The following is a 22,078-nucleotide window of genomic DNA, read 5'->3' as shown; positions in this document are numbered from 1 at the left end:
GTAGTGATAGCGCTAATAGTAGCGGCCATCGCTCCAGCGGTCGCTCTTTTAAGTTATTTTTATTTAAAAAACAAATATGATACCAGCATCCTCTTTGAGGTTGTGCGAACGTTTATTATTGGCGCGCTGCTTGTGTTTCCTATTCTTGTGCTGGAATATGCCTTGGAAGTCGAGCGGGTTTTCTCCTCTGACTGGCAGCACGTTCTTGTCGCGTCTGCCTTTCTGGAAGAGTTTTTTAAATGGTTTCTTTTATTTTATACTGTTTACAAATTTGTTCCATTTTCTTCGCGCTATGATGGCGTCTTGTATGGAGCAGCCATTTCGTTAGGATTTGCTTCTGTAGAAAATGTTTTGTATTTAATGGCAGCAGGTATTGATTATGCTGTAGGCAGAGCACTCCTCCCTGTTTCAAGTCATGCTTTATTTGGAGTCCTAATGGGGTATTATATAGGATGTGCACAATGGACTGTAGAAAAAAGCATGAGAATATGCTGGATGGTATTGTCGTTGGCGGTCCCGATCGTTTTACACAGTGTATACGATTTGATATTATTGGCCGTCCATGAAAATGTCATACTGGCGATAGTACCGTTTATGTTTTTCTTATGGTGGTTCGCGTTATCAAAAACGAAAAAAGCGAATGAAAATATAGCATAAGAAAGGATGATATTGATGGCTGTTCAGACAAGATATCGTGTCATTGTCCGTTGCCCAAAGTGCGGGGAAAAATATATCCTTCGCGGACGTTATAACAGCAAAGGAGAATTAGAAACTGGTTTTAAGCAGTGCGTGTGCGGCAATGATTCCAACCTTCACATTGATGTCACACCGGAATAATTTGTTATTGCAATTATGCTTTTAATCGTGTACGGTTTTACTAACAACAAAAATAGCTTATATTCTTATCGAGAGAGATGGAGGGACCGGCCCGATGAAATCTCAGCAACCAGCCGTGGCGTGCGGTCAGGTGCTAAATCCAGCAGGCGATTGCTTTCGTCTGGGAGATAAGGAGAAGTATAGATTGCCAATGAAAGCAAGCCTTCTTCTTATCAAGAAGAAGGCTTTCCTTTTATGGAGAAATACATATGCAGAAGAGGTGCAGACAGATGAGTAGGAAACATCACATAGAAACGAATTTAGTGCAAATTGGTAATAATCAAGATGAAAAAACAGGCGCAGTAAGCGCTCCCGTTTATTTTTCCACTGCTTATCGACATGCGGGAATCGGCCAGTCGACTGGCTATGATTATTCACGAACCAAAAACCCCACAAGAGACATTTTGGAAAACGCAATTGCTTCGTTAGAAAACGGCCGGCAGGGATTTGCGTTAAGTTCAGGTATGGCAGCTATTCAAACGTTGTTTGCGATTTTTGAAAGCGGCGAGGAAATTCTAGCCTCACAAGATTTATATGGCGGCACGTACCGCTTGTTTGAAGAAGGCTGGAAGCATTGGGGAGTAAGTATTAACTACGGTGACCCAAGAGATATCGAACAATTTGAACAACAGGTTACAGAAAAAACCCGAGCGTTATTTATTGAAACTCCAACAAATCCATTAATGCAGCAAGCAGACTTATATGCTCTTTCAGATATTGCCAGAAAACACAACCTTCTGCTTATTGTAGATAATACATTTTACACCCCCATTCTGCAGAAGCCGTTAGATATGGGAGCTGATATCGTCATTCACAGCGCTTCGAAGTATCTAGGCGGCCATAATGACGTGATTGCCGGTCTGATCGTGGCCAAAGACGAAAGCATTTGTGAGCGAATTGCCGCTTTTCATAATGGAATGGGGACGATTTTAGCGCCGCTTGATTCGTGGCTTTTAATGCGTGGAATGAAAACATTGTCGCTAAGAATGGAAAAGCATACAGAAAATGCGAAAGCTGTGGCTGCCTATTTAGAAGACCATGATAAAATAGCAGATGTGCTCTATCCTGGAAAAGGCGGCATGCTGTCGTTTCGGGTAAAAGACGAAGAATGGGTTGACACATTGCTTCAGGAATTACGTTTGATTACGTTTGCTGAAAGCCTCGGCGGTGTAGAGAGTTTTATCACTTATCCGGCAACACAAACACATGCTGACGTCCCCGAAGAAGTAAGGATGGCAAATGGTGTGGATAATCGACTGCTGCGTTTTTCGGTTGGTATTGAACACGCAGAAGATTTAATTGCTGATTTAGATCAGGCATTTTCTAAGCTGTAAGGTGCTGAAGTAAGGCAGAAAGGATGACAAAAAAGTGAATGTACTAGAAAAATTACAGCACAGCATGCTGGTTGGAGATGGGGCAATAGGCACCTACTTATATGAAAAAGGCTACAGAGGATCTTTTGAGAAATTGAATATCGAAGAAGCGGAGACAATTACTGCGATTCATAAAGAGTATGTGGCAGCCGGTGCTGACGTTATACAAACCAATACGTATGCTGCAAACAAGATAAAACTCGAAAAATATGGACTTCATGAACAAGCGGGTGCAATCAATAAAGCCGGTGTACAGCTGGCTAAAGAAGCAGCGGCTGATGATGCGTATGTGTTTGGAACAATTGGAGGAATAAAAGGAGTCCAGCAGCTTGATGTCACAAATGACGATATATTAGATGCTTTTAAAGAACAGGCAGAAGCGTTATTGTCAGAAAACGTTGACGGTTTTATGCTGGAAACATTTTATGATATCCACGAGCTGCTGGGCACAGTAACACTTATCAGGGAATTAACGGATTTGCCAATTATCGCGCAGGCTGCTTTAGGTGATGTAGGAGTCATGCGGGGCGGTTTGCCGGTTTCTGACGTATTTCAAAGGTTGAAAAATGCTGGGGCAGATGTTGTCGGTTTAAACTGCCGGATGGGTCCGTACCATATTCTGCGCTCACTGGAAACAGTTCCGTTAATGGAAGATGTGTTTCTATCTGCCTATCCTAATGCAAGCTTGCCGGATCTAGACGATGGGAGATTTGTTTATCAATCAAATCCCGACTACTTTTATGAAAGAGCTCAGGATCTTAAACAGCAAGGAGTCAGGCTGATTGGAGGGTGCTGCGGCACAACGCCCGAACATATTGCTGAAATTGCAAAGGCTGTAAAAGGTACAGCACCTGTCCGTGAGAAAGCAATTGTAACACCGGTACAGTCAGATGCGTTCGACAATGCGCCGCCTGCTCAGTCTCATGTACGTCTCGATGAAAAAAATACGGAGCCAACGGTGATTGTTGAATTGGATCCCCCAAAGAAGCTGTCAACACAAAAGTATATAGAAGGAGCAGCTGCTCTGTATCGAGCTGGAGCCGATGCGGTAACGATGGCTGACAACTCTCTTGCCTCTCCGCGCATTGATAATTTAGCGATGGGAGCAATGGTTAAAAATCAAACAAATGCACGACCTCTCTTGCATGTCGCTTGCCGGGACCGCAACCTAATCGGACTGCAATCCCATTTGTTAGGCATCCACGCTCTAGGTATTCATGATATTTTAGCGGTGACTGGGGATCCAACGAAAGTGGGAGACTTTCCAGGAGCAACGTCTGTGTATGATGTGAACTCATTGAATTTAATTTCTCTCATGAAAGAAATGAATGAGGGCCGCTCCTTTTCGGGAAAATCATTAGGAGAAAAGACATCCTTTACGATTGCTGCAGCATTCAACCCTAATGTTCGAAATGTCGATCGTGCGGTGAAAAGGCTCGAGAAAAAAGTAGATGCAGGTGCAGATTATTTTATGAGTCAGCCAGTGTATGGAAAAGAACAATTTAAGGAAATTTATGAAGCAACAAAGCACTTAGATGCTCCTATTTACGTAGGGATTATGCCGCTTGTCAGCAGCAGAAATGCAGAGTTTCTGCATAATGAAGTGCCGGGAATCAAGCTGACAGATGAAACACGGAAAATTATGGCCGATTGTGGTCAAGACCGGGAAAAAGCGCAAAAAGAAGGCATCGCCATTGCGAAATCTCTTATTGACGAGGCGTTATTGTACTTTCAAGGCATATATTTGATCACACCATTTTTGCGGTATGACATAACAACAGAATTAACGTCATATATACGTGCACAAGCACTGCAGCGTTAAGATAGTGGAGAGCAGTATATAGAGGAGTGGAAAGATGACCAAAACAATAAAATTTGAAGATAGATTACAACAGTCCATATTACTACTAGATGGTGCGATGGGAACGATGCTGCAAAATGCAGACTTGTCACCAGAAGATTTTGGCGGAGAACACTATGATGGATGTAATGAATATTTAAATGTCACCTCTCCGCATGTGGTTGATCGCATCCATCGCGATTATTTGGAGGCAGGTGCCGATATTATTGAAACCAATACGTTTGGAGCAACGGATATCGTGCTTAGTGACTATGACTTAGAAGATAGAGCAGAAGAATTAAATATTGCAGCGGCGCAACTTGCAAAAAAAGCGGCGGAGGATTTTTCGACTCCCGATTTTCCCCGTTACGTGGCTGGAGCAATGGGGCCGACAACGAAGTCATTGTCCGTTACCGGTGGTGCTACATTTGATGATTTAGTGCATGCCTATCAGGAGCAGGCAACGGGTTTAATGAAGGGCGGTGCAGACATCTTTTTGCTGGAAACGAGCCAGGATATGCGAAATGTAAAAGCTGCCTATGCTGGTATTAAACAAGCAGAAACAAAAATGAACATCGAGCTTCCGCTGATTGTGTCTGGAACGATAGAGCCGATGGGAACAACTCTTGCAGGACAGACAATTGAATCCTTTTACATCTCCCTTGAGCACATGAAACCAACGGTTGTCGGATTAAACTGTGCGACAGGCCCAGAATTTATGCGCGATCACTTGCGGTCGTTATCAGAGCTGGCCACAACTTATGTGCATTGTTATCCAAATGCTGGTCTTCCGGATGAAGAAGGTCATTACCATGAGTCACCAGAATCACTGGCATCAAAATTAAAAACATTTGCCGAAAAAGGCTGGTTGAATATTGTAGGCGGCTGCTGTGGTACTACACCAGAACATATTAAAGTAATGAGAGATACATTAAAAGACTATGAGCCGAGAGTACCGGCCGATTCACACGCTCACGCTGTGTCTGGTATTGAACCGCTTATATATGAAGAAGATATGAGACCGTTGTTTGTTGGAGAAAGAACAAATGTGATCGGCTCACGAAAATTTAAACGGCTAATTAATGAAGAGGCATTTGAAGAAGCTTCTGAAATTGCCCGTGCCCAGGTAAAGCGTGGAGCACACGTCATTGATGTATGTCTGGCTGACCCGGATCGTGATGAATTAGAGGATATGGAAAAGTTTTTAAGCTATGTTACCAATAAAGTGAAAGTCCCGTTAATGATTGACTCCACAGATGCCAAGGTGATTGAAAAAGCGTTAACCTACTCTCAGGGAAAAGCAATTATTAATTCGATTAATTTAGAAGACGGGGAAGAACGTTTTGATGATATTATACCGATTGTTAAGCGTTTTGGTGCTGCAGTCGTTGTGGGGACCATTGATGAAACAGGGATGGCCGTTACGGCTGAACGCAAGCTCGAAGTGGCAAAACGCTCTCATGATTTGCTCGTGCACAAGTACGGCCTGAATCCAACAGATATTATTTTCGACCCGCTTGTGTTTCCAGTTGGAACAGGTGATGAACAATATATTGGTTCTGCTGAAGCAACAGTGGAAGGTATTCGTCTCATTAAAGAACATTTGCCGGACTGTTTGACTATTTTAGGGGTTAGTAACGTATCATTTGGCCTCCCTCCTGTCGGGCGTGAAGTGTTAAATGCAGCATTTATGTATTACTGCACGAAAGCAGGCTTGGACTATGCGATTGTAAACACGGAAAAGGTAGAACGCTATGCCAGCATTCCAGAGGAAGAAAAAGAAATGGCACGCAAGTTGTTGTTTGAAACAAGTGATGCATCGCTTGCGGATTTCACTGCACACTATCGCGGGAAAAAGTCAGAAAAAAAGAAAGTCGAAAAAAATCTTTCCCTTGAAGACCGGCTCGCGGAATATATCGTAGAAGGCACCAAAGAGGGCTTATTTGATGATTTGGATAAAGCTCTGCAAAAATTCGATGAGCCACTCGATATTATCAATGGTCCCCTTATGAAGGGAATGGATAAGGTCGGTAAATTATTTAACAACAACGAGTTAATTGTTGCTGAAGTGCTGCAAAGTGCCGAAGCTATGAAAGCCGCAGTTGCCCATTTAGAACCGCATATGGAACAGAAAGAAGACGACTCTGGCAAAGGGAAAATATTGCTGGCAACCGTAAAAGGCGACGTGCATGACATTGGCAAAAATTTAGTTGACATTATCTTGTCGAATAATGGTTTTAAAATTGTCAACTTAGGAATTAAAGTAACATCGAACGAACTCATCGAAGCTATTGATCAAGAGAAGCCCGATGCAGTAGGTTTAAGCGGACTGCTCGTGAAGTCGGCACAGCAAATGGTGCTCACTGCACAGGATTTGAAGAACCAAGAAATATCCATTCCTGTTCTTGTCGGGGGAGCGGCCTTAACACGTAGATTTACAGAAGAAAAGATTAGTGCGGAATACGACGGCATGGTACTGTATGCCAAAGATGCCATGAATGGTCTCGATATAGCGAACAAGCTTGCTGTTCCAGAGGAGCGTACTAAGCTGCAGCAAGAATTACAGGAAAAAGCTGAAAACCGTTTAGAAAAAGGAGAACGGAAGCAAAAAGCCAGAACACCCGAAGAAGATATGCCTGCACGTTCAGAAGTATCGTTGACCGTTCCGGTTCAAACACCGCCGGATTTAAAAAAGCATGTATTAAAAGACTTCAGCATTGCCCATTTAGAGCCGTACGTGAATTTGCAGATGCTGATGGGGAAACACTTAGGGCTTCAAGGGAAGGTAAGCCGGTTATTAGAAGAAAAAAATGAAAAAGCACTGGATTTAAAAGAAAAAGTAGATGCACTCTTGATGCAGGCAAAACGAGAAGACTTATTGAAAGCGCACGGCATGTATCAATTTTATCCAGCCCAATCTGAAGGTAATGATATTGTTATTTATAACAATCCAGAGGAAAAGAAAATACTTGAGCGCTTTTCTTTCCCGCGGCAGCCGCGTGCACCATATTTGTGCCTGGCTGATTTCATTCGCCCAGTCGAAAGCGGAGAAATGGATTACGTCGGATTTTTAGCAGTGACTGCTGGGAAAGGCGTACGGGAAATGTCTGCCCAAGCAAAAGAAAACGGTGATTATTTGTTCAGCCACCTCATTCAAGCAACAGCATTAGAGCTTGCAGAAGGCTTTGCAGAAAAGCTGCATCAAATGATGCGTGATCAATGGGGCATACCGGATTCGCCAGAGTTAACGATGGAAGAACGGTTTTCGGCAAAATACGAAGGCATTAGAGTATCGTTTGGGTACCCGGCTTGTCCTGATTTAAACGATCAAGCTAAACTATTCCGGCTGTTAGAGCCTGGAAAGATAGGTGTCCATTTAACAGAAGAATATATGATGGAACCAGAGGCTTCTGTTTCTGCGATGGTATTTGCTCATCCAGAAGCAAGGTACTTCAGCGTATTATAAGGAAAAACCCTTTTGGCCGTATGCCAAAAGGGTTTTTTTGTATGGGAAGGGCGTTTAATGCCGTTAAAACCGCAGCTGCCGCTGGAAAGGCTTAACAGCAAGTCAGTTTTTTTACGCAGCAGAAAAAGCTGTGCTTTTTTTGTGTACACATATACAAGTTATGGTTTCCATTGTTTTAACCAGATTTTATAAAAAAACATGTAATAAATAACTCTTTATGAATAAAAAAGGCAACCACGAAGAAAATAAGCGTAACCGATGAGGGTGAGTAAAAGGAGGGAATATGGCAGTGCAGTATAAACAGGTATTTTCAACATGTGTTATTTTTTCTTTGTGCCTTTTTTTTATGAATTATGCACTTCCTATACAATCAGCAGAAGCTTTTTCTGATCAGGTTATACAAAAAGGTGCAACAGGAGATGATGTAGTCGAACTACAGGCACGGTTGCAGTATAACGGTTTTTACAATGGTAATATTGATGGCGTATATGGCTGGGGGACATACTGGAGCGTTAAAAACTTTCAAGAAGAATTTGGGCTTGAAACGGATGGACTTGTAGGAGACAAAATGAAAAATAAGCTCGAAACATCTACAGAATATGATGAAGAATTTGTTCAAGAAGCCTTGCAAAACGGCAGGAAATTTACACATTACGGAAGTACACCGAAACACATTCAAAAAGGTCCAAAAGGCGGTAAAAATAAACAGCAGCAAAAACCGGCGCCTTCTAAGCAGCAAGAAGAGCAGCAGGGCGGAGGTCAGCAGAGACAAGGACAAAGAAGACAAGAGCAGCCGCAAGACGGCGCAGGAGAGCAGGCTCCAGCCGAGCAAGGCCAGCAAGAACAGCCGCAACAACAGGGCCAAGAGCAGGTAGACGAGGATCAATCGAATCAAGCCAATATCCAAAAGGCCATGAACGTACCAGATGGGTACTCTGAAAACGATATTCAAATTATGTCCAATGCTGTCTACGGAGAAGCTCGTGGTGAACCGTATGTCGGACAGGTTGCCGTAGCTGCTGTCATTATTAATCGAATAGAAAGCCCGACTTTTCCTAATACGGCAAGTGGAGTAATTTTTGAGCCGAGAGCGTTTACAGCAGTAATGGATGGACAGATTTATATGACTCCAAACGAGGAGGCAAGAAAGGCGGTACTGGATGCGATTAATGGCCAAGACCCGTCTGAGGGATCGTTGTATTATTATAATCCCGTAACAGCAACATCTGATTGGGTAGCACAACGGCCGCAAGTGAAAACGATTGGTAAACACGTATTTGCGAAATAATGGAGGTGAACAAAGAAAATGGTTAAAAATGTTTTAATCGGGGTGCTTGCTGCAGCAGTAATTGGCACTGGCTGGTGGGGAGCCAATCAGGCCAGCCAAAAAGAAGCATTAGAAATAAATAGTGAAAACAACTATCAGCGAGCCTTTCATGACCTGTCTTTTCACCTTGATCAAATCGAGGATGAAGTTGGTTCAACTCTTGCGATGAATTCCAGAGAGCAGCTGTCTAGTTCGCTGGCGCAAGTATGGCGTTTGACATCACTTGCTCAAAGCGAACTTGGCCAGCTTCCATTAGGCCTGATGGCTTTAAACGAAACAGAGAATTTGCTGAGTAAAATTGGGGACTTCAGTTATAAAACAACGATTCGCGACTTAGGCGAAAAACCACTTTCAGACCAAGAATACGAACAATTGCAGCGGTTTTACAAAGAAGCTGGAGAAATTCGTCATGACTTGCGTAAACTGCAAGCTTCTGCACTAAAGGAACAATACAAATGGACAGAAGCAGAACAGGTAATGGCAGATAACGATGCACCAATGGATAACTCCATCGTCAATGGCTTTCAAACGATTGATAATAAGGTGAAAGGCTTTAAAGAAACAGAGTTTGGTTCTGAAATGGGTCAAGGCTTTGCCCCGGACGTTGAGAAGAAAATTGCTGAAAGTGTCAAAGGCAAAGCATTGTCTAAACAGGAAGCGGCAAAAAAAGCGAAACAGTTTTTAGGTGTCCCTGATTCAATGGAAGTAGAGATTGATGAGCTTGATGAAGAAAGTTTAGGGTTTGAAGGTTACACGTTAACCGTTCAAGAGCCGGAAGGCGAAGATGAAATCTACATGGATATGACAAAAAGAGGCGGCCATCCTTTATGGTTTTTACAATCCAGGCCAATTGACGAGCCGGAAATGAGTTTGAATGAAGCGTCAAACAAGGGACTGGCGTTTCTTGAAGAAAATGGTTACGAAAACATGGAACTAGCAGACGGTAAGCAATATGACACGGTTGGTGTTTTTCAATTCGTCACTCAAAAAGACGATGTAAAAATCTATCCTGATACCGTTTATGTAGAAGTAGCACTTGATGATGGGGAAGTGGTCGGCTACAAAGCATCGGATTATATCGCCAACCATCATCAACGAGATGACCTATCTCCATCCATCAGTGCAGAAGAAGCCAAAGCGCAAGTGAATCCGAATGTGGATGTCCAAGAAGAGGGGTTAGCTGTCATTCATAATGAAGACGATGAAGAGATTCTTTGTTATGAATTTTACGGTACGATTGAAAATGACACGTTTAGAATTTATATTAACGCAGAAGACGGAGACGAAGAAAACGTGAAGAAAATGCAAGAAGCTGAACCTGTTTACGACACGATGTAGCAAACGATATCATAGCACTAAGGGGAAAGGAGAAGCATTTGCTTCTTCTTTCCCTGTTTCTTGTTCTTGCTGCTCATAGAAGCAGATGAGGTGATGAGAATGAAAAGCAGAATCATTAGATTTGTTCATAGCTTTGTGGTATGATACTCTGTGAATATGTTAGTTTTTAGGGAATAATTGCCCGCTATCGTCGCAGTAATACATATGGTCAATGGGGTGCACTATGAATAAAATAAATATTGCTATTGATGGGCCTGCAGGGGCAGGCAAAAGTACGGTTGCCAAACAAGTAGCCCGTGATCTTGATTATACTTATATTGACACAGGGGCAATGTATCGTGCACTAGCGTGGAAAGCTCTCCAGTCACAAGCAGATATACAGGACGGAGAGGCTCTGTCGGCGCTTTTAGAATCTATGGATTTAACGTTGTCTTATACAGCAGAAGGCAATCGCATCTTTGTTGATAATGAAGAAGTGACAAACATGGTTCGTTCCAATGAAGTAACTGCTTCTGTTTCACAAGTGTCTCTGCACGCCGGCGTGCGGGAACAGATGGTAAAAAAACAACAAGAGCTCGCAAAAGCGAAAGGCACTGTTTTAGACGGAAGAGATATTGGAACAACGGTTCTTCCCCATGCTGAGCTGAAAGTGTTTCTCACAGCTTCTGTAGAGGAAAGAGCACGGCGCAGACATTTAGAAAATGTGGAAAACGGCAGAGAGTCCAATTTTGAAACGATTAAACAAGATATTCAAACAAGAGATGAAAAGGATTCCTCACGGCTGGTATCACCTTTAACAAAAGCAGCTGATGCTGTGGAAATGGATACAACTGAATTAACAGCAGAACAAGCTGCGATGCGTATATGTTCAATAGCAAAGGAAAGGATTAAGAAGCTATGAGCATTTACGGGATAGGGAAAATGATTTGTAGACTATACTTTACTTTTGTTATCAGAGCTGAAGTAATTGGCAGAGAAAATATTCCAAAAGAAGGACCTGTTTTACTCTGCTCCAATCATATCAGCAACTATGACCCTCCTTTAGTTGGAAGCTTTATCAAAAGAAAACTTAACTTTATGGCCAAGCAAGAACTTTTCGAAAAGAAATTGATTGGCTCATTGTTAAATGCTTTAGGCGCTTTTCCGGTTAAACGAGGAGCTGGTGACCGCCAAGCTTTAAAAAAAGGTTTGAGTATGTTAAAAGAGGGAAAAGTTTTATGCCTTTTTCCGGAGGGTACAAGAAGTAAAACAGGAGAAGTTGGCAAAGGATTGTCTGGATCTGGTTTTTTTGCGTTAAAATCTGAAGCTGTTATTGTTCCTGTGGCGGTTATTGGTAAGTATAAGCCTTTTCATAAAGTCACGATTGTGTATGGAAAGCCGCTTGACTTTCAAAAACTGCGGGATCAAAAAACAAACGCGGCTGATGCAACAGAAGAAATTATGGATGGTATCCGTGCATTAATAGATGAACATCGTAAAAGAGAAAAAGCGAATGAATCATAAGATCTTCATTGAATGTGAGGTAAATTCTTTAGTTTAAAGAATTTATATATTTAGTTTAAGGTATATGTTCCCTAAAGAAAGTAAGGAGGCAAATGTCAATGGTGGATGAAATGAACAATGAATTGGTCGGTATGCAAGACCTTCAAGCAGGTGATCTTGTAACCGGTAAAATTACAAAAGTAGAGGACAAACAGGCCTATGCAGATGCTGGATATAAAGTAGATGCTGTAATCCCAATCAGTGAACTGTCAAGCCTGCATGTAGAAAAAGTCAGTGATGTATTGCAAGTAGGAGATGAATTGGAGTTAAAAGTGATTAAAGTAGAAGATGACGAACTTGTATTGTCTCGCCGTGCCGCATTAGCTGATAAAGCATGGGGAGAACTGCAGGAAAAGTATGAGTCTGGCGAAATTATTGAAGCCGAAGTGGCAGAAGTAGTGAAAGGCGGCCTTGTTGTCGACCTTGGCGTACGCGGCTTCATTCCGGCTTCACTGGTAGAGCGTCATTTCGTAGAAGATTTCAGCGACTACAAGGGGAGAACACTGCGATTAAAAGTAGCTGAAATTGATCCAGAAGAAAACAAATTAATTCTCTCCCAACGTGCTGTGCTTGATGAAGAAGCAGAACAAAAGAAAAAAGAGCTGCTGGAAAATTTACAAGTTGGTGACGTTGTCAAAGGTACTGTGCAGCGCCTCACTGATTTCGGTGCTTTTGTAGACATCGGCGGTGTAGACGGACTAGTTCATATTTCCCAAATGGCACATCACCGCGTAGAATCTCCAGGTGAGATTGTGAAAGAAGGCGACGAAATCGATGTGAAAATTTTAGCGGTTGACACGGAAAGCGAACGTGTATCTTTATCAATTAAAGAAACGCTTCCGGGGCCTTGGACAACGATTGAAGGCCAGTTTGAACCAGGTGATATCATCGAAGGGCAAGTAAAACGCTTAGTTTCCTTTGGAGCATTTGTAGAAGTAGCACCGGGTGTAGAAGGATTAGTTCACATTTCCCAAATCGCTAATCGACATATCGGCACCCCAGGTGAAGTGCTAGAAGAAGGACAGTCTGTAAAAGCAAAAATTCTTGATATTAATCCATCGGAACAACGGATTTCGCTTAGCATTCGTGAGTTAGAAAAAGAAGATACACCAGATGAAAAAGTACAGCAGGAATATGAAGCACCAGAAGAAGATCACTCTGGATTTTCACTAGGAGATATGATTGGAGATCAATTAAAAAAATATAAAAAATAAGGAGTTTGATTGTAACGTGTCTCGTGCGGAACGAAAGAAGGATCATATTCAACACGCTTTAAATAGCGTTACAGAAAACAGCAATAGCTTTGATGATGTCCGTTTCGTTCATAACAGCTTGCCGGAGACCTCCGTTTCACAAATCAATCTCTCTGTTTCTATCGGCGAACTTATGTTAAGTTCGCCGATTATTATTAATGCTATGACAGGCGGCGGTGATAAAGAAACAGAGCGCATCAATGAAAGTCTTGCTGCGTGTGCAAGAGATAGTGGAACAGCGATGGCTGTTGGCTCGCAAATGGCGGCTTTCAAAGATCCGGCCGTAAAACGAACGTACAGCATTGTTCGGAAAGTGAATCAAAAAGGACTGATATTTGCTAATTTAGGCAGTGAATTGACGCTCGATCAGGCAAAGCGTGCCGTGGATATGGTAGAAGCGGACGCATTGCAAATACACTTGAATGTTATCCAGGAGCTGGTCATGCCCGAAGGAGACAGGGACTTTCAAGGAGCGTTAGAGACTATTGCACATATTTCTTCATCGCTAGAAGTGCCCGTTATTGTAAAAGAGGTAGGCTTTGGAGTCTCTTCTGAAGCAGTGAAAGCTTTAAAAGAGACAGGTGCTGCCGCTGTTGATATCGGTGGGAAAGGCGGGACCAACTTTGCGGTGATTGAAAATCAAAGGAGAGAAGAGCCTTATTCATTTTTTAATGAGTGGGGGCTGTCTACGGCTGTGTCGCTCGCAGAAGCCGTTCATTCCGCTTCAAAAGAACTATCTGTTATTGGTTCTGGGGGTATAAGGGACGGCTATGATTTAGCAAAAGCCATTGCTTTAGGAGCAGATGCTTGTGGGATAGCTGGCAGAGTATTAGCTGCTGCAAATGATGGCGGAAAAGAAAAAGCCGAACGCTATATTCAGCACTGTCTTCATGAACTAACAATCATCATGGCAGCACTGGGGGCAGACAGCATACAGCAGTTACAAAGTGTGCCGCTCGTTATTACCGGCAGAACACGAGATTGGCTTTTGGACAGAGGGATCCATGTCTCTTCCTACAGTAGACGCAAAAAAGAATAAGAGGTATACATAATGTAAAGATGGGTACACTGAGTAGAAAAAAGGAAAAAAATGGGAAGTGTAATGTTTCTAATTATTAGCTGGTATTTGTGGATGATTCAAACGTTTCTTGTAAAAAAACAAAATACCCACCGTTTTTTGTCAGCTTGGTGTTTACTTATGATGATTATTCTCTTTCCAATGGAGTTTTCTGTCGCCCATTGGACGGTCAAGCCGGTATTTGTCTTTTTACTGGCAGCAGCTTTTTTTGCTCTATGTTCACTGTCTTTGATAAGGAAATGGAAAGTCCTGTTGTTATCACTGAGCTTTTCTTTTTTGTTTGCTGCATTTCGTTTCATTGAATGGTATGAACCCGTTGTTTTTTTATTTGGCCGCTTTGTCACGTATGTCATTTGTTTTGGGTTTATTTTCTGGTTGTTTTTCTCTTCATTGAGAGAACGCATCATTTGTGCTGTTATTGCTTCTTGCTGTGGGGAAATTGTCTGCCAGATTCATCTGTTTCCGTTTTCATCAGCTATTTATTTAGGCGAAATTTTTTTTCTGAACTATATAATGACATTAGTTGCGGTGATGTATGGTATTCACTTGCTATATAAAATGTTTTCTTTCGTTAATGGAGTTGTTTCACCATCGGGTTCGAACTTGCCTGGATAGAGGCAATTCTGCTAGAATATACAAGTTGTTGCATGAATGTGACAAATAACTGAACTCGGCAAGAGAGCCGGGTTCTTTCTAAATACAAAAACATAAAAACATGGCTGTATGTTTATTTGTCAGGGAGAAAGGAAGAAAGCAATGTCAAAACCAGTAGTGGCAATTGTAGGTCGGCCTAACGTAGGTAAATCTACTATCTTTAATCGAATCGTGGGAGAAAGGCAGGCAATTGTAGAAGATGTTCCCGGTGTTACAAGGGATCGTATTTACAGTAAAGCAGAATGGTTAAACCGGGAATTTTATATTATTGACACCGGCGGCATTGAAATCGGCAATGAGCCGCTTTTAGAACAAATGCGAGAGCAGGCGCAGATCGCTATTGATGAAGCGGATGTTATTATGTTCCTCACCAATGGAAGAGATGGAGTGACAGGAGCTGATGAAGAAGTGGCTTCTATGCTGCACCGTTCAAAAAAACCAATCGTTTTAGGTGTTAATAAAATTGATAACGTTGAAATGAAAGATAATATTTATGAGTTTTATGCACTTGGAACTGGTGAGGTGTTTGGTATATCCGGTGCACATGGATTAGGATTGGGGGATTTATTAGACGAGGTCGTCCACCACTTTCCTGATGATGAGGAGGAAGGTTATGAAGAAGATACGATTCGAATGGCTGTCATTGGCCGGCCTAATGTAGGTAAGTCCTCGCTAGTAAACGCTGTTCTTGGCGAAGAGAGAGTGATTGTCAGTGATATCCCGGGAACGACGCGTGATGCTGTGGACACGGTTTTTGAAAAGGATGGCCAGGAATATGTGATTATTGATACAGCTGGCATGCGTAAAAAAGGAAAGGTATATGAGACAACGGAAAAATACAGTGTGCTGCGAGCATTAAAAGCGATGGAGCGCACGGACGTGGTATTAATGGTCATCAATGGAGAGGAAGGCATTCGGGAGCAAGATAAAAGAATTGCTGGTTATGCTCATGAAGCAGGACGGGCGTTGATTATTGTTGTAAACAAATGGGATGTGGTGGAAAAAGACGATAGAACGATGGCTCAGTTCACTGAAAAAATTCGTGATGAATTTCAGTTTCTATCTTATGCTCCCGTCCTTTATTTATCAGCCACAACAAAGCATCGGCTGCAGCATCTGCTCCCAGCAGTAAAACAAGCAGCTGACAACCATAATTTGCGCGTTCCGACAAATGTGTTAAACGATGTGGTGATGGATGCTGTTGTGATGAATCCGACACCGACAGAAAACAACCGGCGATTAAGAATTAACTATGCAACGCAAGTAGCAGTAGCACCGCCGGCCATCGTATTGTTTGTGAACGACCCAGAGCTTTTACATTTTTCCTATCGGCGTTATTTGGAAAATAAACTGAGAGAAGCCTTTCATTTTGAAGGAACACCGCTTAAAATTATACCTAGACAAAAGAACGAGTAAAATAGAGATAAACTATTAATCGGGGGAACAGGAGAGATGGAATTAATTGTTTCAGTCATTGCTGCTTATTTATTAGGATCCATTAGCTTTAGTTATGTCGTGGCAAGAAAGATTATGAAAATTGATATACGCCAGCATGGAAGCGGCAATGCAGGGGCTACCAATATTTTAAGGGTGTTGGGGAAAGGGCCGGCCATTTTAGTGCTGAGCCTTGATATAGCAAAAGGGATTGTTGCTGTTTGGCTGGCCAAATGGTTAGAAATGATGGGATTTTTACCTGCTATTACACCGTTAGGAGAATGGGAAGGGCTTGCTCCTGCAGCAGCAGGGCTTGCTGCCATTTTAGGGCATAACTGGCCGGTATATTATGGTTTTAAAGGTGGAAAAGGCGTAGCAACAGCCATTGGTGTGGTTGGAAGTCTTGTGTTTTTTCCTGCTGTATATGTGGGCATTGTCGCTATTTTAGTCATTGTCATTACACGTTATGTGTCACTGGGATCATTAATATTTGCTGTTTTCACACCAGTTTTCATTTGGGTGACGAAAGATTATTACGGACATCCCGGTCCGTATTTTTATTTAACAGCACTGTTAGGTGTCATTTCTGTGTGGAAACACCGTACCAATGTACAAAGGTTAGTGAATGGGACAGAAAGTAAAATTGGAAGGAAACAATAACATAAAGAGTATGTACGAGGGGGGCTAGCATGAAACAAAATATTATGGTCGCAGGGGCGGGAAGCTGGGGCACAGCACTTGCCGCGGTTCTAGCCGATAATGGCCATCAAGTAAAGATATGGACAAGACGGCAGGAACAAGCAAGTGAAATCAACCATTCTCACACGAATGAAGCTTATCTGCCAGGTTTTTCTTTGCCGTCATCGATACAGGCATCCACAGATATTCGTGTTTGTGCAGAAGGTACTCAGTACATTCTTCTTGTTGTGCCAACCAAAGCAATTCGAGATACAATGAAACGGTTAAAGCCGTTCATACAAAAACATCACATCCTCATTCATGCATCTAAAGGTATTGAGCCAGGAACCTCGAAACGAATATCGGAAATGATGGATGAAGAGTTAAATGACGAGCAAGGGCGTGCTACCGTGGTATTGTCTGGTCCAAGCCATGCGGAGGAAGTATGCGAAAAACAGCCGACGACTATTACCGCATCATCACACGTGATTGATGCTGCTTCAGAAGTTCAAGAATTGTTAATGAACCAACATTTTCGTGTCTATACAAATGAAGATTTAATTGGCGTGGAAATGGGGGGCGCATTAAAGAATGTTATTGCGCTTGGAATTGGTTTGACGGATGGATTGGGTTATGGAGATAATGCAAAAGCTGCCTTGATGACAAGGGGGTTGGCTGAGATTGCACGATTAGGCATCAAACTTGGCGCGAATCCGCTTACTTTCACTGGATTATCGGGGTTGGGAGATTTAATTGTGACATGCACAAGCAAACACAGCCGAAACTGGCGGGCTGGTTACAAACTCGGCACAGGAAAAGAGCTTGATGCTGTGTTAGAAGAAATGAACATGGTTGTTGAAGGAGTCAGGACAACAAAAGCGGTCCATGAACTGTCCAAACAGTTAGATGTGGAAATGCCGATAACAGAAGCATTGTTTCACGTGTTATTTGAAGGAAAAGATCCGAAAGAAGCAGCCAATCAATTGATGGGGCGGGTAAAGAAACATGAGGTAGAAAATGTGTCGCTGCTATTAGGTCATGAATTTCACGAAAAATGGCAGGAGTGCAGCGAATAGATAGATGATAAATCATAAAAGAAACATGCGCACGCCTTCTTTAATCATGCATAGGATAATTTGAATAGTGATTAAGGGAGGCTGTTACATGCGACATCGTCAAAACGATTCGTTTTTTGACCAAATTGAAAAGAAAACGAACGTAAAACAAGAAGATCTGTTCAAACTTGTACAATCTTTAAATGGAGCTGATTTTCAAGACGAACAGACAGTACGCCGCGTGATTTCCGATGTTAGCAGACTGGCAGGAAAATCTGTGTCAAAAAAGCAAGAAGATGAACTCGTCAAGGCGATTGTGAACAATAATATTCCTTTCGATTTGTCTTCCTTAAATAAGTGGTTTCAGTCAAGATAATGTAAAATTTTTTTAAATTTTCTTTGTGAAGCAAAGGCATATGCTCATTCCAATGGACCTCTTTATGAATACAGTAAAAAGAATAGAATAAAGGCTGTTGGAAAAACGGAAAGAATATAGCGAAGCCAGCTGGATCAGCCCCGGTTCAGCTGGTTTTTGGTGCGTATGTAAAGGATGCGGTATTTTTACATAACAGACGATGAACTGAAAATTCGGCAGTAAGGTGTGTATTACAAATTGTTGAACAACCAAATGACTTGCATGCATGACAGACGCCCTATGTTATAATATGAACGGTATTAAAGGAGGAGACAAGATATGACAGCGCTTCAAAATATGTGGTTCTCGTTTTTCGGTCTATTTTTAATGTTTGTCTCAGCAGGACTGACCGTTTTATCGCAAAAGCTGCCAAGTTTTTGGCGGGTGCTTTTGCTTGTAATATCGTTTTTATGCCTTGTTGTGGCAGGGTTGATTGTATTTATGGTTGTGATTAGAGGACCGTTGGCAGAGTAAAGTGCGAGTGGTTTTGCATGTGATGATGGGATGGTTTGGAGGTGCAGTATTGCGAAAGGTTTTATTGTTGTCATGTGTGTCTTGCCTGCTGATGTTAACAGGATGTATGTTTCCAGATGAGCGAAGAGCGGAAAATCAAGTGCCTTATGAAACACAACTTACTTCCGTTCAGCAAGCCGTGGATCAATATCAGAGTGACCACAACGTTCTTCCTATTCGGACAAAAGACCAAGACACACCCATTTATCAGAAATATGTCGTCGATTTTAATGAATTGATGCCGCGCTATTTGCAGGAGCCGCCTGGAAACTCGTTTGAAAATGGCGGTTTTTATCAGTATGTTTTGATTAACCCTGAAGATGAACCCGAAGTCAAAGTGATTGACCTGCGTATTATGAGAGAAATTCAGGAACTGCAGAGGGCGGTACAGAGTTATATAAGCGAGCATGGTTTTACTCCGGTGAAAGAACCAATTGGACCGAATGTGTATTCTATTGATATGGAAAAGCTCGATTATCATCGCGATCCTCAAGTGGAAAGCCCATATAATGACACATATTTACCGCTTATTATGGACGAGCATGGTAATATTTTTATTGATTACAGCATTGATTTAAATATTTTTCTCCGGGAATATGACCATTCCTACCGCCCAGGTGATGATATTAGAAATATACTAACAGAACATTCTCCAATTGTTCCGGCTTATTCCGTGCCGTATACGATTGATGAAAACCATGAGCCTGTCTTTAAGCAAAAGATGGAAGAATAGACCCTTTTTTCTATGAAAAAAGGGTCTTTTTCATTGTGAGATGACATAAGCTGTATACCAATTCAATGAAATATGTATTCCGAGGTACGCATAGATAGCCGACTCAAAGCATAAGTAGAGATGAGCAAGTCATATCCGCCAGACATGAACATAAACATATAATGTCATACATGCAAGAGTGGTATCGGAATTCATATTGACAGGAGGGGATCTAGTGGAAAAGGTTGATATCTTTAAAGATATCGCGGAGCGGACCGGCGGAGACATTTATCTTGGAGTCGTTGGGGCAGTCCGTACCGGTAAATCCACTTTCATTAAAAAGTTTATGGAGCTGGTTGTTCTTCCAAACATGGAAAGTGAAGCAGACAAAGCTCGCACGAAAGATGAACTGCCACAAAGTGCTGCCGGAAAAACGATTATGACGACTGAGCCCAAATTCGTCCCAAATAACGCTGTGTCTTTGGAAGTGGATGAGGGATTAGAAGTTAATGTACGACTGGTTGATTGTGTAGGGTATGCTGTAGAAGGTGCAAAAGGGTATGAAGATGAAAATGGACCGCGGATGATTAACACTCCATGGTATGAAGAGCCGATTCCGTTTCAGGAAGCTGCTGAAATAGGCACTCGCAAAGTTATTCAAGAACATTCGACGCTGGGAGTTGTTGTAACCTCTGACGGTACAATTGGTGACATCCCCCGAATGGATTATGTAGAGGCGGAAGAGCGAGTCGTCGAAGAGTTAAAAGAAGTTGGGAAACCATTTATTATGGTTGTCAATACAGTCAGGCCGCACCATCCTGAAACCGAAGCACTCCGTCAAGAGTTATCAGAAACGCATGATATTCCTGTGTTGGCGTTAAGTATTGAGAGCATGACCGAACACGATATTCATAATGTGTTAAGAGAAGTGCTGTTTGAGTTTCCTGTGCATGAAGTAAACGTGAATTTGCCAAGCTGGGTTATGGTATTACGTGAAAATCACTGGCTGCGAAAAGAATATGAGGAGTCTGTCCGCAACACCGTCAAAGACATTAAGCGGCTGCGTGATGTCGATCGAGTCGTTCATCAATTTGCTAATGAATTCGAATTTATTGAAGAAGCAGGGCTGGCTGGAATTGAAATGGGGCAGGGAATCGCTGAAATTGATTTATATGCACCTGATCGTTTATATGATCAAGTGTTAAAAGAAGTTGTTGGCGTTGAAATACGCGGCAAAGACCACTTACTACAATTAATGCAAGACTTTGCATATGCAAAAAGTGAGTATGACCAAGTCAGTGATGCTTTGAAAATGGTGAAACAAACAGGGTATGGCATTGCTGCTCCAGCATTAACGGATATGAGCTTGGATGAACCAGAAATTATCCGGCAAGGATCGCGTTTTGGGGTGCGTTTAAAAGCGGTAGCGCCTTCCATTCATATGATAAAAGTAGATGTTGAATCGGAATTTGCGCCAATAATCGGTACGGAAAAACAAAGCGAAGAACTAGTGCGCTATCTTATGCAGGATTTCGAGGAAAATCCGCTCAGCATTTGGAATTCAGATATTTTCGGCCGTTCGCTCAATTCCATTGTCCGAGAAGGGATTCAAGCGAAATTGTCGCTCATGCCTGAAAATGCAAGGTATAAACTAAAAGAGACATTAGAACGCATCATTAATGAGGGTTCAGGTGGATTAATAGCTATTATTTTATAACGAAACTTCATTCATAGGTACAAAGGGAGCAGTATAACTGCTTCTTTTTTTGTGTGCCGTTTGATGAATGAAGACGTTTTATAAGGTTTTGGTTAAGTTGAGAAGCTATTCATTAATGAGTTTACATAATAAAAATTATGTAAATTAAAAAGGGTTACATTTTGCTTTATACCTAGCCTTATGCTAAAATTTTTCAAAGGTTACTTAAACTGCGAATGGGGGAAAATAAGATTGTCAACGGTTGATCACGATAAAATTAAGCAGGCAGTACGGATGATTTTGGAAGGTGTCGGTGAGGACCCTGATCGAGAAGGGCTCTTAGATACGCCGAAACGAGTGGCCAAGATGTATGAAGAAGTGTTCCAAGGTATCTATGAAGACCCTAAAGAGCATTTACAAACGGTATTTGGAGAAGATCATGAAGAGCTGGTATTGGTACGCGACATTCCTTTTCATTCAATGTGTGAACATCATCTCGTTCCGTTTTTTGGGAAAGCACACGTTGGGTATATACCAAAAGGTGGAAAAGTTACTGGCTTAAGCAAGCTTGCTCGTACGGTGGAAACAGTAGCACAAAAACCACAGCTGCAAGAGAGGATTACATCGACTATTGCAGACTCTATAGTTGAAACGTTAGAACCGCACGGTGTTATTGTAGTGGTGGAAGCTGAACACATGTGCATGACGATGCGCGGCATTAAAAAGCCGGGAGCACAGACTGTAACATCTGCTGTGAGAGGCACGTTTGAAGAAGATGCAGCGGCACGGGCAGAAGTGCTGTCTCTTATTAATAAATCATAAGTTTTA

The 22,078-nt window shown here is 42.1% G+C and carries 20 protein-coding genes and 1 riboswitch; all 20 genes read left to right on the top strand.

The annotated features are described in order from the left end of the window. The first annotated feature begins 3 nt into the window (after positions 1 to 3). Positions 4 to 657 carry a glutamic-type intramembrane protease PrsW gene (prsW, locus tag BLT18_RS02740; protein WP_091270948.1) on the top strand — a complete coding sequence of 218 codons (654 nt, stop codon included), beginning with the start codon at positions 4 to 6 and terminating at the stop codon, positions 655 to 657. A gap of 15 nt (positions 658 to 672) precedes the next feature. Beyond that, positions 673 to 837 (top strand): hypothetical protein, encoded by a 165-nt coding sequence (locus tag BLT18_RS18085; RefSeq protein ID WP_175487343.1) that lies wholly within the window; start codon positions 673 to 675, stop codon positions 835 to 837. Positions 838 to 899: 62 nt separating this feature from the next. Continuing rightward, positions 900 to 1,011: riboswitch (SAM riboswitch) on the top strand. 95 nt (positions 1,012 to 1,106) lie between these two features. Further along, positions 1,107 to 2,210, top strand: coding sequence for a methionine biosynthesis PLP-dependent protein (locus tag BLT18_RS02735; RefSeq protein WP_091270946.1), 1,104 nt, complete (start codon positions 1,107 to 1,109; stop codon positions 2,208 to 2,210). Between the two features lie 34 nt (positions 2,211 to 2,244). Further along, the gene (locus BLT18_RS02730) at positions 2,245 to 4,071 is read left to right on the top strand and encodes a bifunctional homocysteine S-methyltransferase/methylenetetrahydrofolate reductase (RefSeq protein WP_091270945.1); all 1,827 of its coding nucleotides are present in this window, start codon (positions 2,245 to 2,247) and stop codon (positions 4,069 to 4,071) included. A gap of 34 nt (positions 4,072 to 4,105) precedes the next feature. After that, on the top strand, positions 4,106 to 7,555 hold the full coding sequence (metH, locus tag BLT18_RS02725; protein ID WP_091270943.1) for a methionine synthase: 3,450 nt from the start codon (positions 4,106 to 4,108) through the stop codon (positions 7,553 to 7,555). 283 nt (positions 7,556 to 7,838) lie between these two features. Beyond that, the gene (gene sleB / locus BLT18_RS02715; RefSeq protein WP_091270940.1) at positions 7,839 to 8,843 is read left to right on the top strand and encodes a spore cortex-lytic enzyme; all 1,005 of its coding nucleotides are present in this window, start codon (positions 7,839 to 7,841) and stop codon (positions 8,841 to 8,843) included. 18 nt (positions 8,844 to 8,861) lie between these two features. After that, positions 8,862 to 10,220: a germination protein YpeB gene (gene ypeB, locus BLT18_RS02710; RefSeq protein WP_091270939.1), complete on the top strand. Its 1,359-nt coding sequence runs from the start codon at positions 8,862 to 8,864 to the stop codon at positions 10,218 to 10,220. A gap of 223 nt (positions 10,221 to 10,443) precedes the next feature. After that, positions 10,444 to 11,121, top strand: coding sequence for a (d)CMP kinase (cmk, locus tag BLT18_RS02705; RefSeq protein ID WP_091270937.1), 678 nt, complete (start codon positions 10,444 to 10,446; stop codon positions 11,119 to 11,121). A 20-nt stretch (positions 11,122 to 11,141) separates the two neighbouring features. Further along, positions 11,142 to 11,723 (top strand): lysophospholipid acyltransferase family protein, encoded by a 582-nt coding sequence (locus BLT18_RS02700; RefSeq protein WP_245705151.1) that lies wholly within the window; start codon positions 11,142 to 11,144, stop codon positions 11,721 to 11,723. A gap of 98 nt (positions 11,724 to 11,821) precedes the next feature. Further along, a complete protein-coding gene (gene rpsA / locus BLT18_RS02695; RefSeq protein ID WP_091270934.1) occupies positions 11,822 to 12,976 on the top strand; it encodes a 30S ribosomal protein S1 in 1,155 nt (384 codons plus the stop codon). A gap of 16 nt (positions 12,977 to 12,992) precedes the next feature. Further along, positions 12,993 to 14,054: a type 2 isopentenyl-diphosphate Delta-isomerase gene (gene fni / locus BLT18_RS02690; protein WP_091270932.1), complete on the top strand. Its 1,062-nt coding sequence runs from the start codon at positions 12,993 to 12,995 to the stop codon at positions 14,052 to 14,054. 51 nt (positions 14,055 to 14,105) lie between these two features. Next, positions 14,106 to 14,708, top strand: a complete 603-nt coding sequence (locus tag BLT18_RS02685) for a YphA family membrane protein (protein ID WP_091270931.1) — start codon at positions 14,106 to 14,108, stop codon at positions 14,706 to 14,708. 141 nt (positions 14,709 to 14,849) lie between these two features. Further along, a complete protein-coding gene (gene der, locus BLT18_RS02680; protein WP_091270929.1) occupies positions 14,850 to 16,163 on the top strand; it encodes a ribosome biogenesis GTPase Der in 1,314 nt (437 codons plus the stop codon). A gap of 36 nt (positions 16,164 to 16,199) precedes the next feature. Further along, on the top strand, positions 16,200 to 16,841 hold the full coding sequence (plsY, locus tag BLT18_RS02675) for a glycerol-3-phosphate 1-O-acyltransferase PlsY (RefSeq protein ID WP_091270928.1): 642 nt from the start codon (positions 16,200 to 16,202) through the stop codon (positions 16,839 to 16,841). A 29-nt stretch (positions 16,842 to 16,870) separates the two neighbouring features. Further along, positions 16,871 to 17,935 carry an NAD(P)H-dependent glycerol-3-phosphate dehydrogenase gene (locus BLT18_RS02670; protein WP_091270926.1) on the top strand — a complete coding sequence of 355 codons (1,065 nt, stop codon included), beginning with the start codon at positions 16,871 to 16,873 and terminating at the stop codon, positions 17,933 to 17,935. Positions 17,936 to 18,023: 88 nt separating this feature from the next. Further along, the gene (locus tag BLT18_RS02665; protein WP_091270924.1) at positions 18,024 to 18,290 is read left to right on the top strand and encodes a stage VI sporulation protein F; all 267 of its coding nucleotides are present in this window, start codon (positions 18,024 to 18,026) and stop codon (positions 18,288 to 18,290) included. A 318-nt stretch (positions 18,291 to 18,608) separates the two neighbouring features. After that, the gene (locus BLT18_RS02660) at positions 18,609 to 18,803 is read left to right on the top strand and encodes a DUF2768 domain-containing protein (RefSeq protein ID WP_091270922.1); all 195 of its coding nucleotides are present in this window, start codon (positions 18,609 to 18,611) and stop codon (positions 18,801 to 18,803) included. A gap of 49 nt (positions 18,804 to 18,852) precedes the next feature. Next, positions 18,853 to 19,575, top strand: coding sequence for a hypothetical protein (locus BLT18_RS02655; protein WP_245705150.1), 723 nt, complete (start codon positions 18,853 to 18,855; stop codon positions 19,573 to 19,575). A gap of 214 nt (positions 19,576 to 19,789) precedes the next feature. Next, the gene (gene spoIVA, locus BLT18_RS02650; protein WP_091270920.1) at positions 19,790 to 21,271 is read left to right on the top strand and encodes a stage IV sporulation protein A; all 1,482 of its coding nucleotides are present in this window, start codon (positions 19,790 to 19,792) and stop codon (positions 21,269 to 21,271) included. 231 nt (positions 21,272 to 21,502) lie between these two features. Beyond that, positions 21,503 to 22,072 carry a GTP cyclohydrolase I FolE gene (gene folE, locus BLT18_RS02645; RefSeq protein ID WP_091270918.1) on the top strand — a complete coding sequence of 190 codons (570 nt, stop codon included), beginning with the start codon at positions 21,503 to 21,505 and terminating at the stop codon, positions 22,070 to 22,072. The last annotated feature ends 6 nt before the right edge of the window (positions 22,073 to 22,078 follow it).

This window comes from Alteribacillus persepolensis, from assembly GCF_900099605.1.
GTDB lineage: Bacteria > Bacillota > Bacilli > Bacillales > Marinococcaceae > Alteribacillus > Alteribacillus persepolensis.
Note: the sequence above shows the minus strand (reverse complement) of the source record. Positions and strands in the feature narration are given on the sequence as shown.

Bases quoted from the DNA above. Each gene is read 5' to 3' on its own strand.
- ypeB (WP_091270939.1), top strand. From the start codon at position 8,862: ATGGTTAAAAATGTTTTAATCGGGGTGCTTGCTGCAGCAGTAATTGGC.
- BLT18_RS02685 (WP_091270931.1), top strand. From the start codon at position 14,106: ATGGGAAGTGTAATGTTTCTAATTATTAGCTGGTATTTGTGGATGATT.
- rpsA (WP_091270934.1), top strand. From the start codon at position 11,822: ATGGTGGATGAAATGAACAATGAATTGGTCGGTATGCAAGACCTTCAA.
- BLT18_RS02670 (WP_091270926.1), top strand. From the start codon at position 16,871: ATGAAACAAAATATTATGGTCGCAGGGGCGGGAAGCTGGGGCACAGCA.
- BLT18_RS02700 (WP_245705151.1), top strand. From the start codon at position 11,142: ATGATTTGTAGACTATACTTTACTTTTGTTATCAGAGCTGAAGTAATT.
- BLT18_RS18085 (WP_175487343.1), top strand. From the start codon at position 673: ATGGCTGTTCAGACAAGATATCGTGTCATTGTCCGTTGCCCAAAGTGC.
- metH (WP_091270943.1), top strand. From the start codon at position 4,106: ATGACCAAAACAATAAAATTTGAAGATAGATTACAACAGTCCATATTA.
- BLT18_RS02735 (WP_091270946.1), top strand. From the start codon at position 1,107: ATGAGTAGGAAACATCACATAGAAACGAATTTAGTGCAAATTGGTAAT.
- cmk (WP_091270937.1), top strand. From the start codon at position 10,444: ATGAATAAAATAAATATTGCTATTGATGGGCCTGCAGGGGCAGGCAAA.
- BLT18_RS02665 (WP_091270924.1), top strand. From the start codon at position 18,024: ATGCGACATCGTCAAAACGATTCGTTTTTTGACCAAATTGAAAAGAAA.
- BLT18_RS02660 (WP_091270922.1), top strand. From the start codon at position 18,609: ATGACAGCGCTTCAAAATATGTGGTTCTCGTTTTTCGGTCTATTTTTA.
- der (WP_091270929.1), top strand. From the start codon at position 14,850: ATGTCAAAACCAGTAGTGGCAATTGTAGGTCGGCCTAACGTAGGTAAA.
- plsY (WP_091270928.1), top strand. From the start codon at position 16,200: ATGGAATTAATTGTTTCAGTCATTGCTGCTTATTTATTAGGATCCATT.
- sleB (WP_091270940.1), top strand. From the start codon at position 7,839: ATGGCAGTGCAGTATAAACAGGTATTTTCAACATGTGTTATTTTTTCT.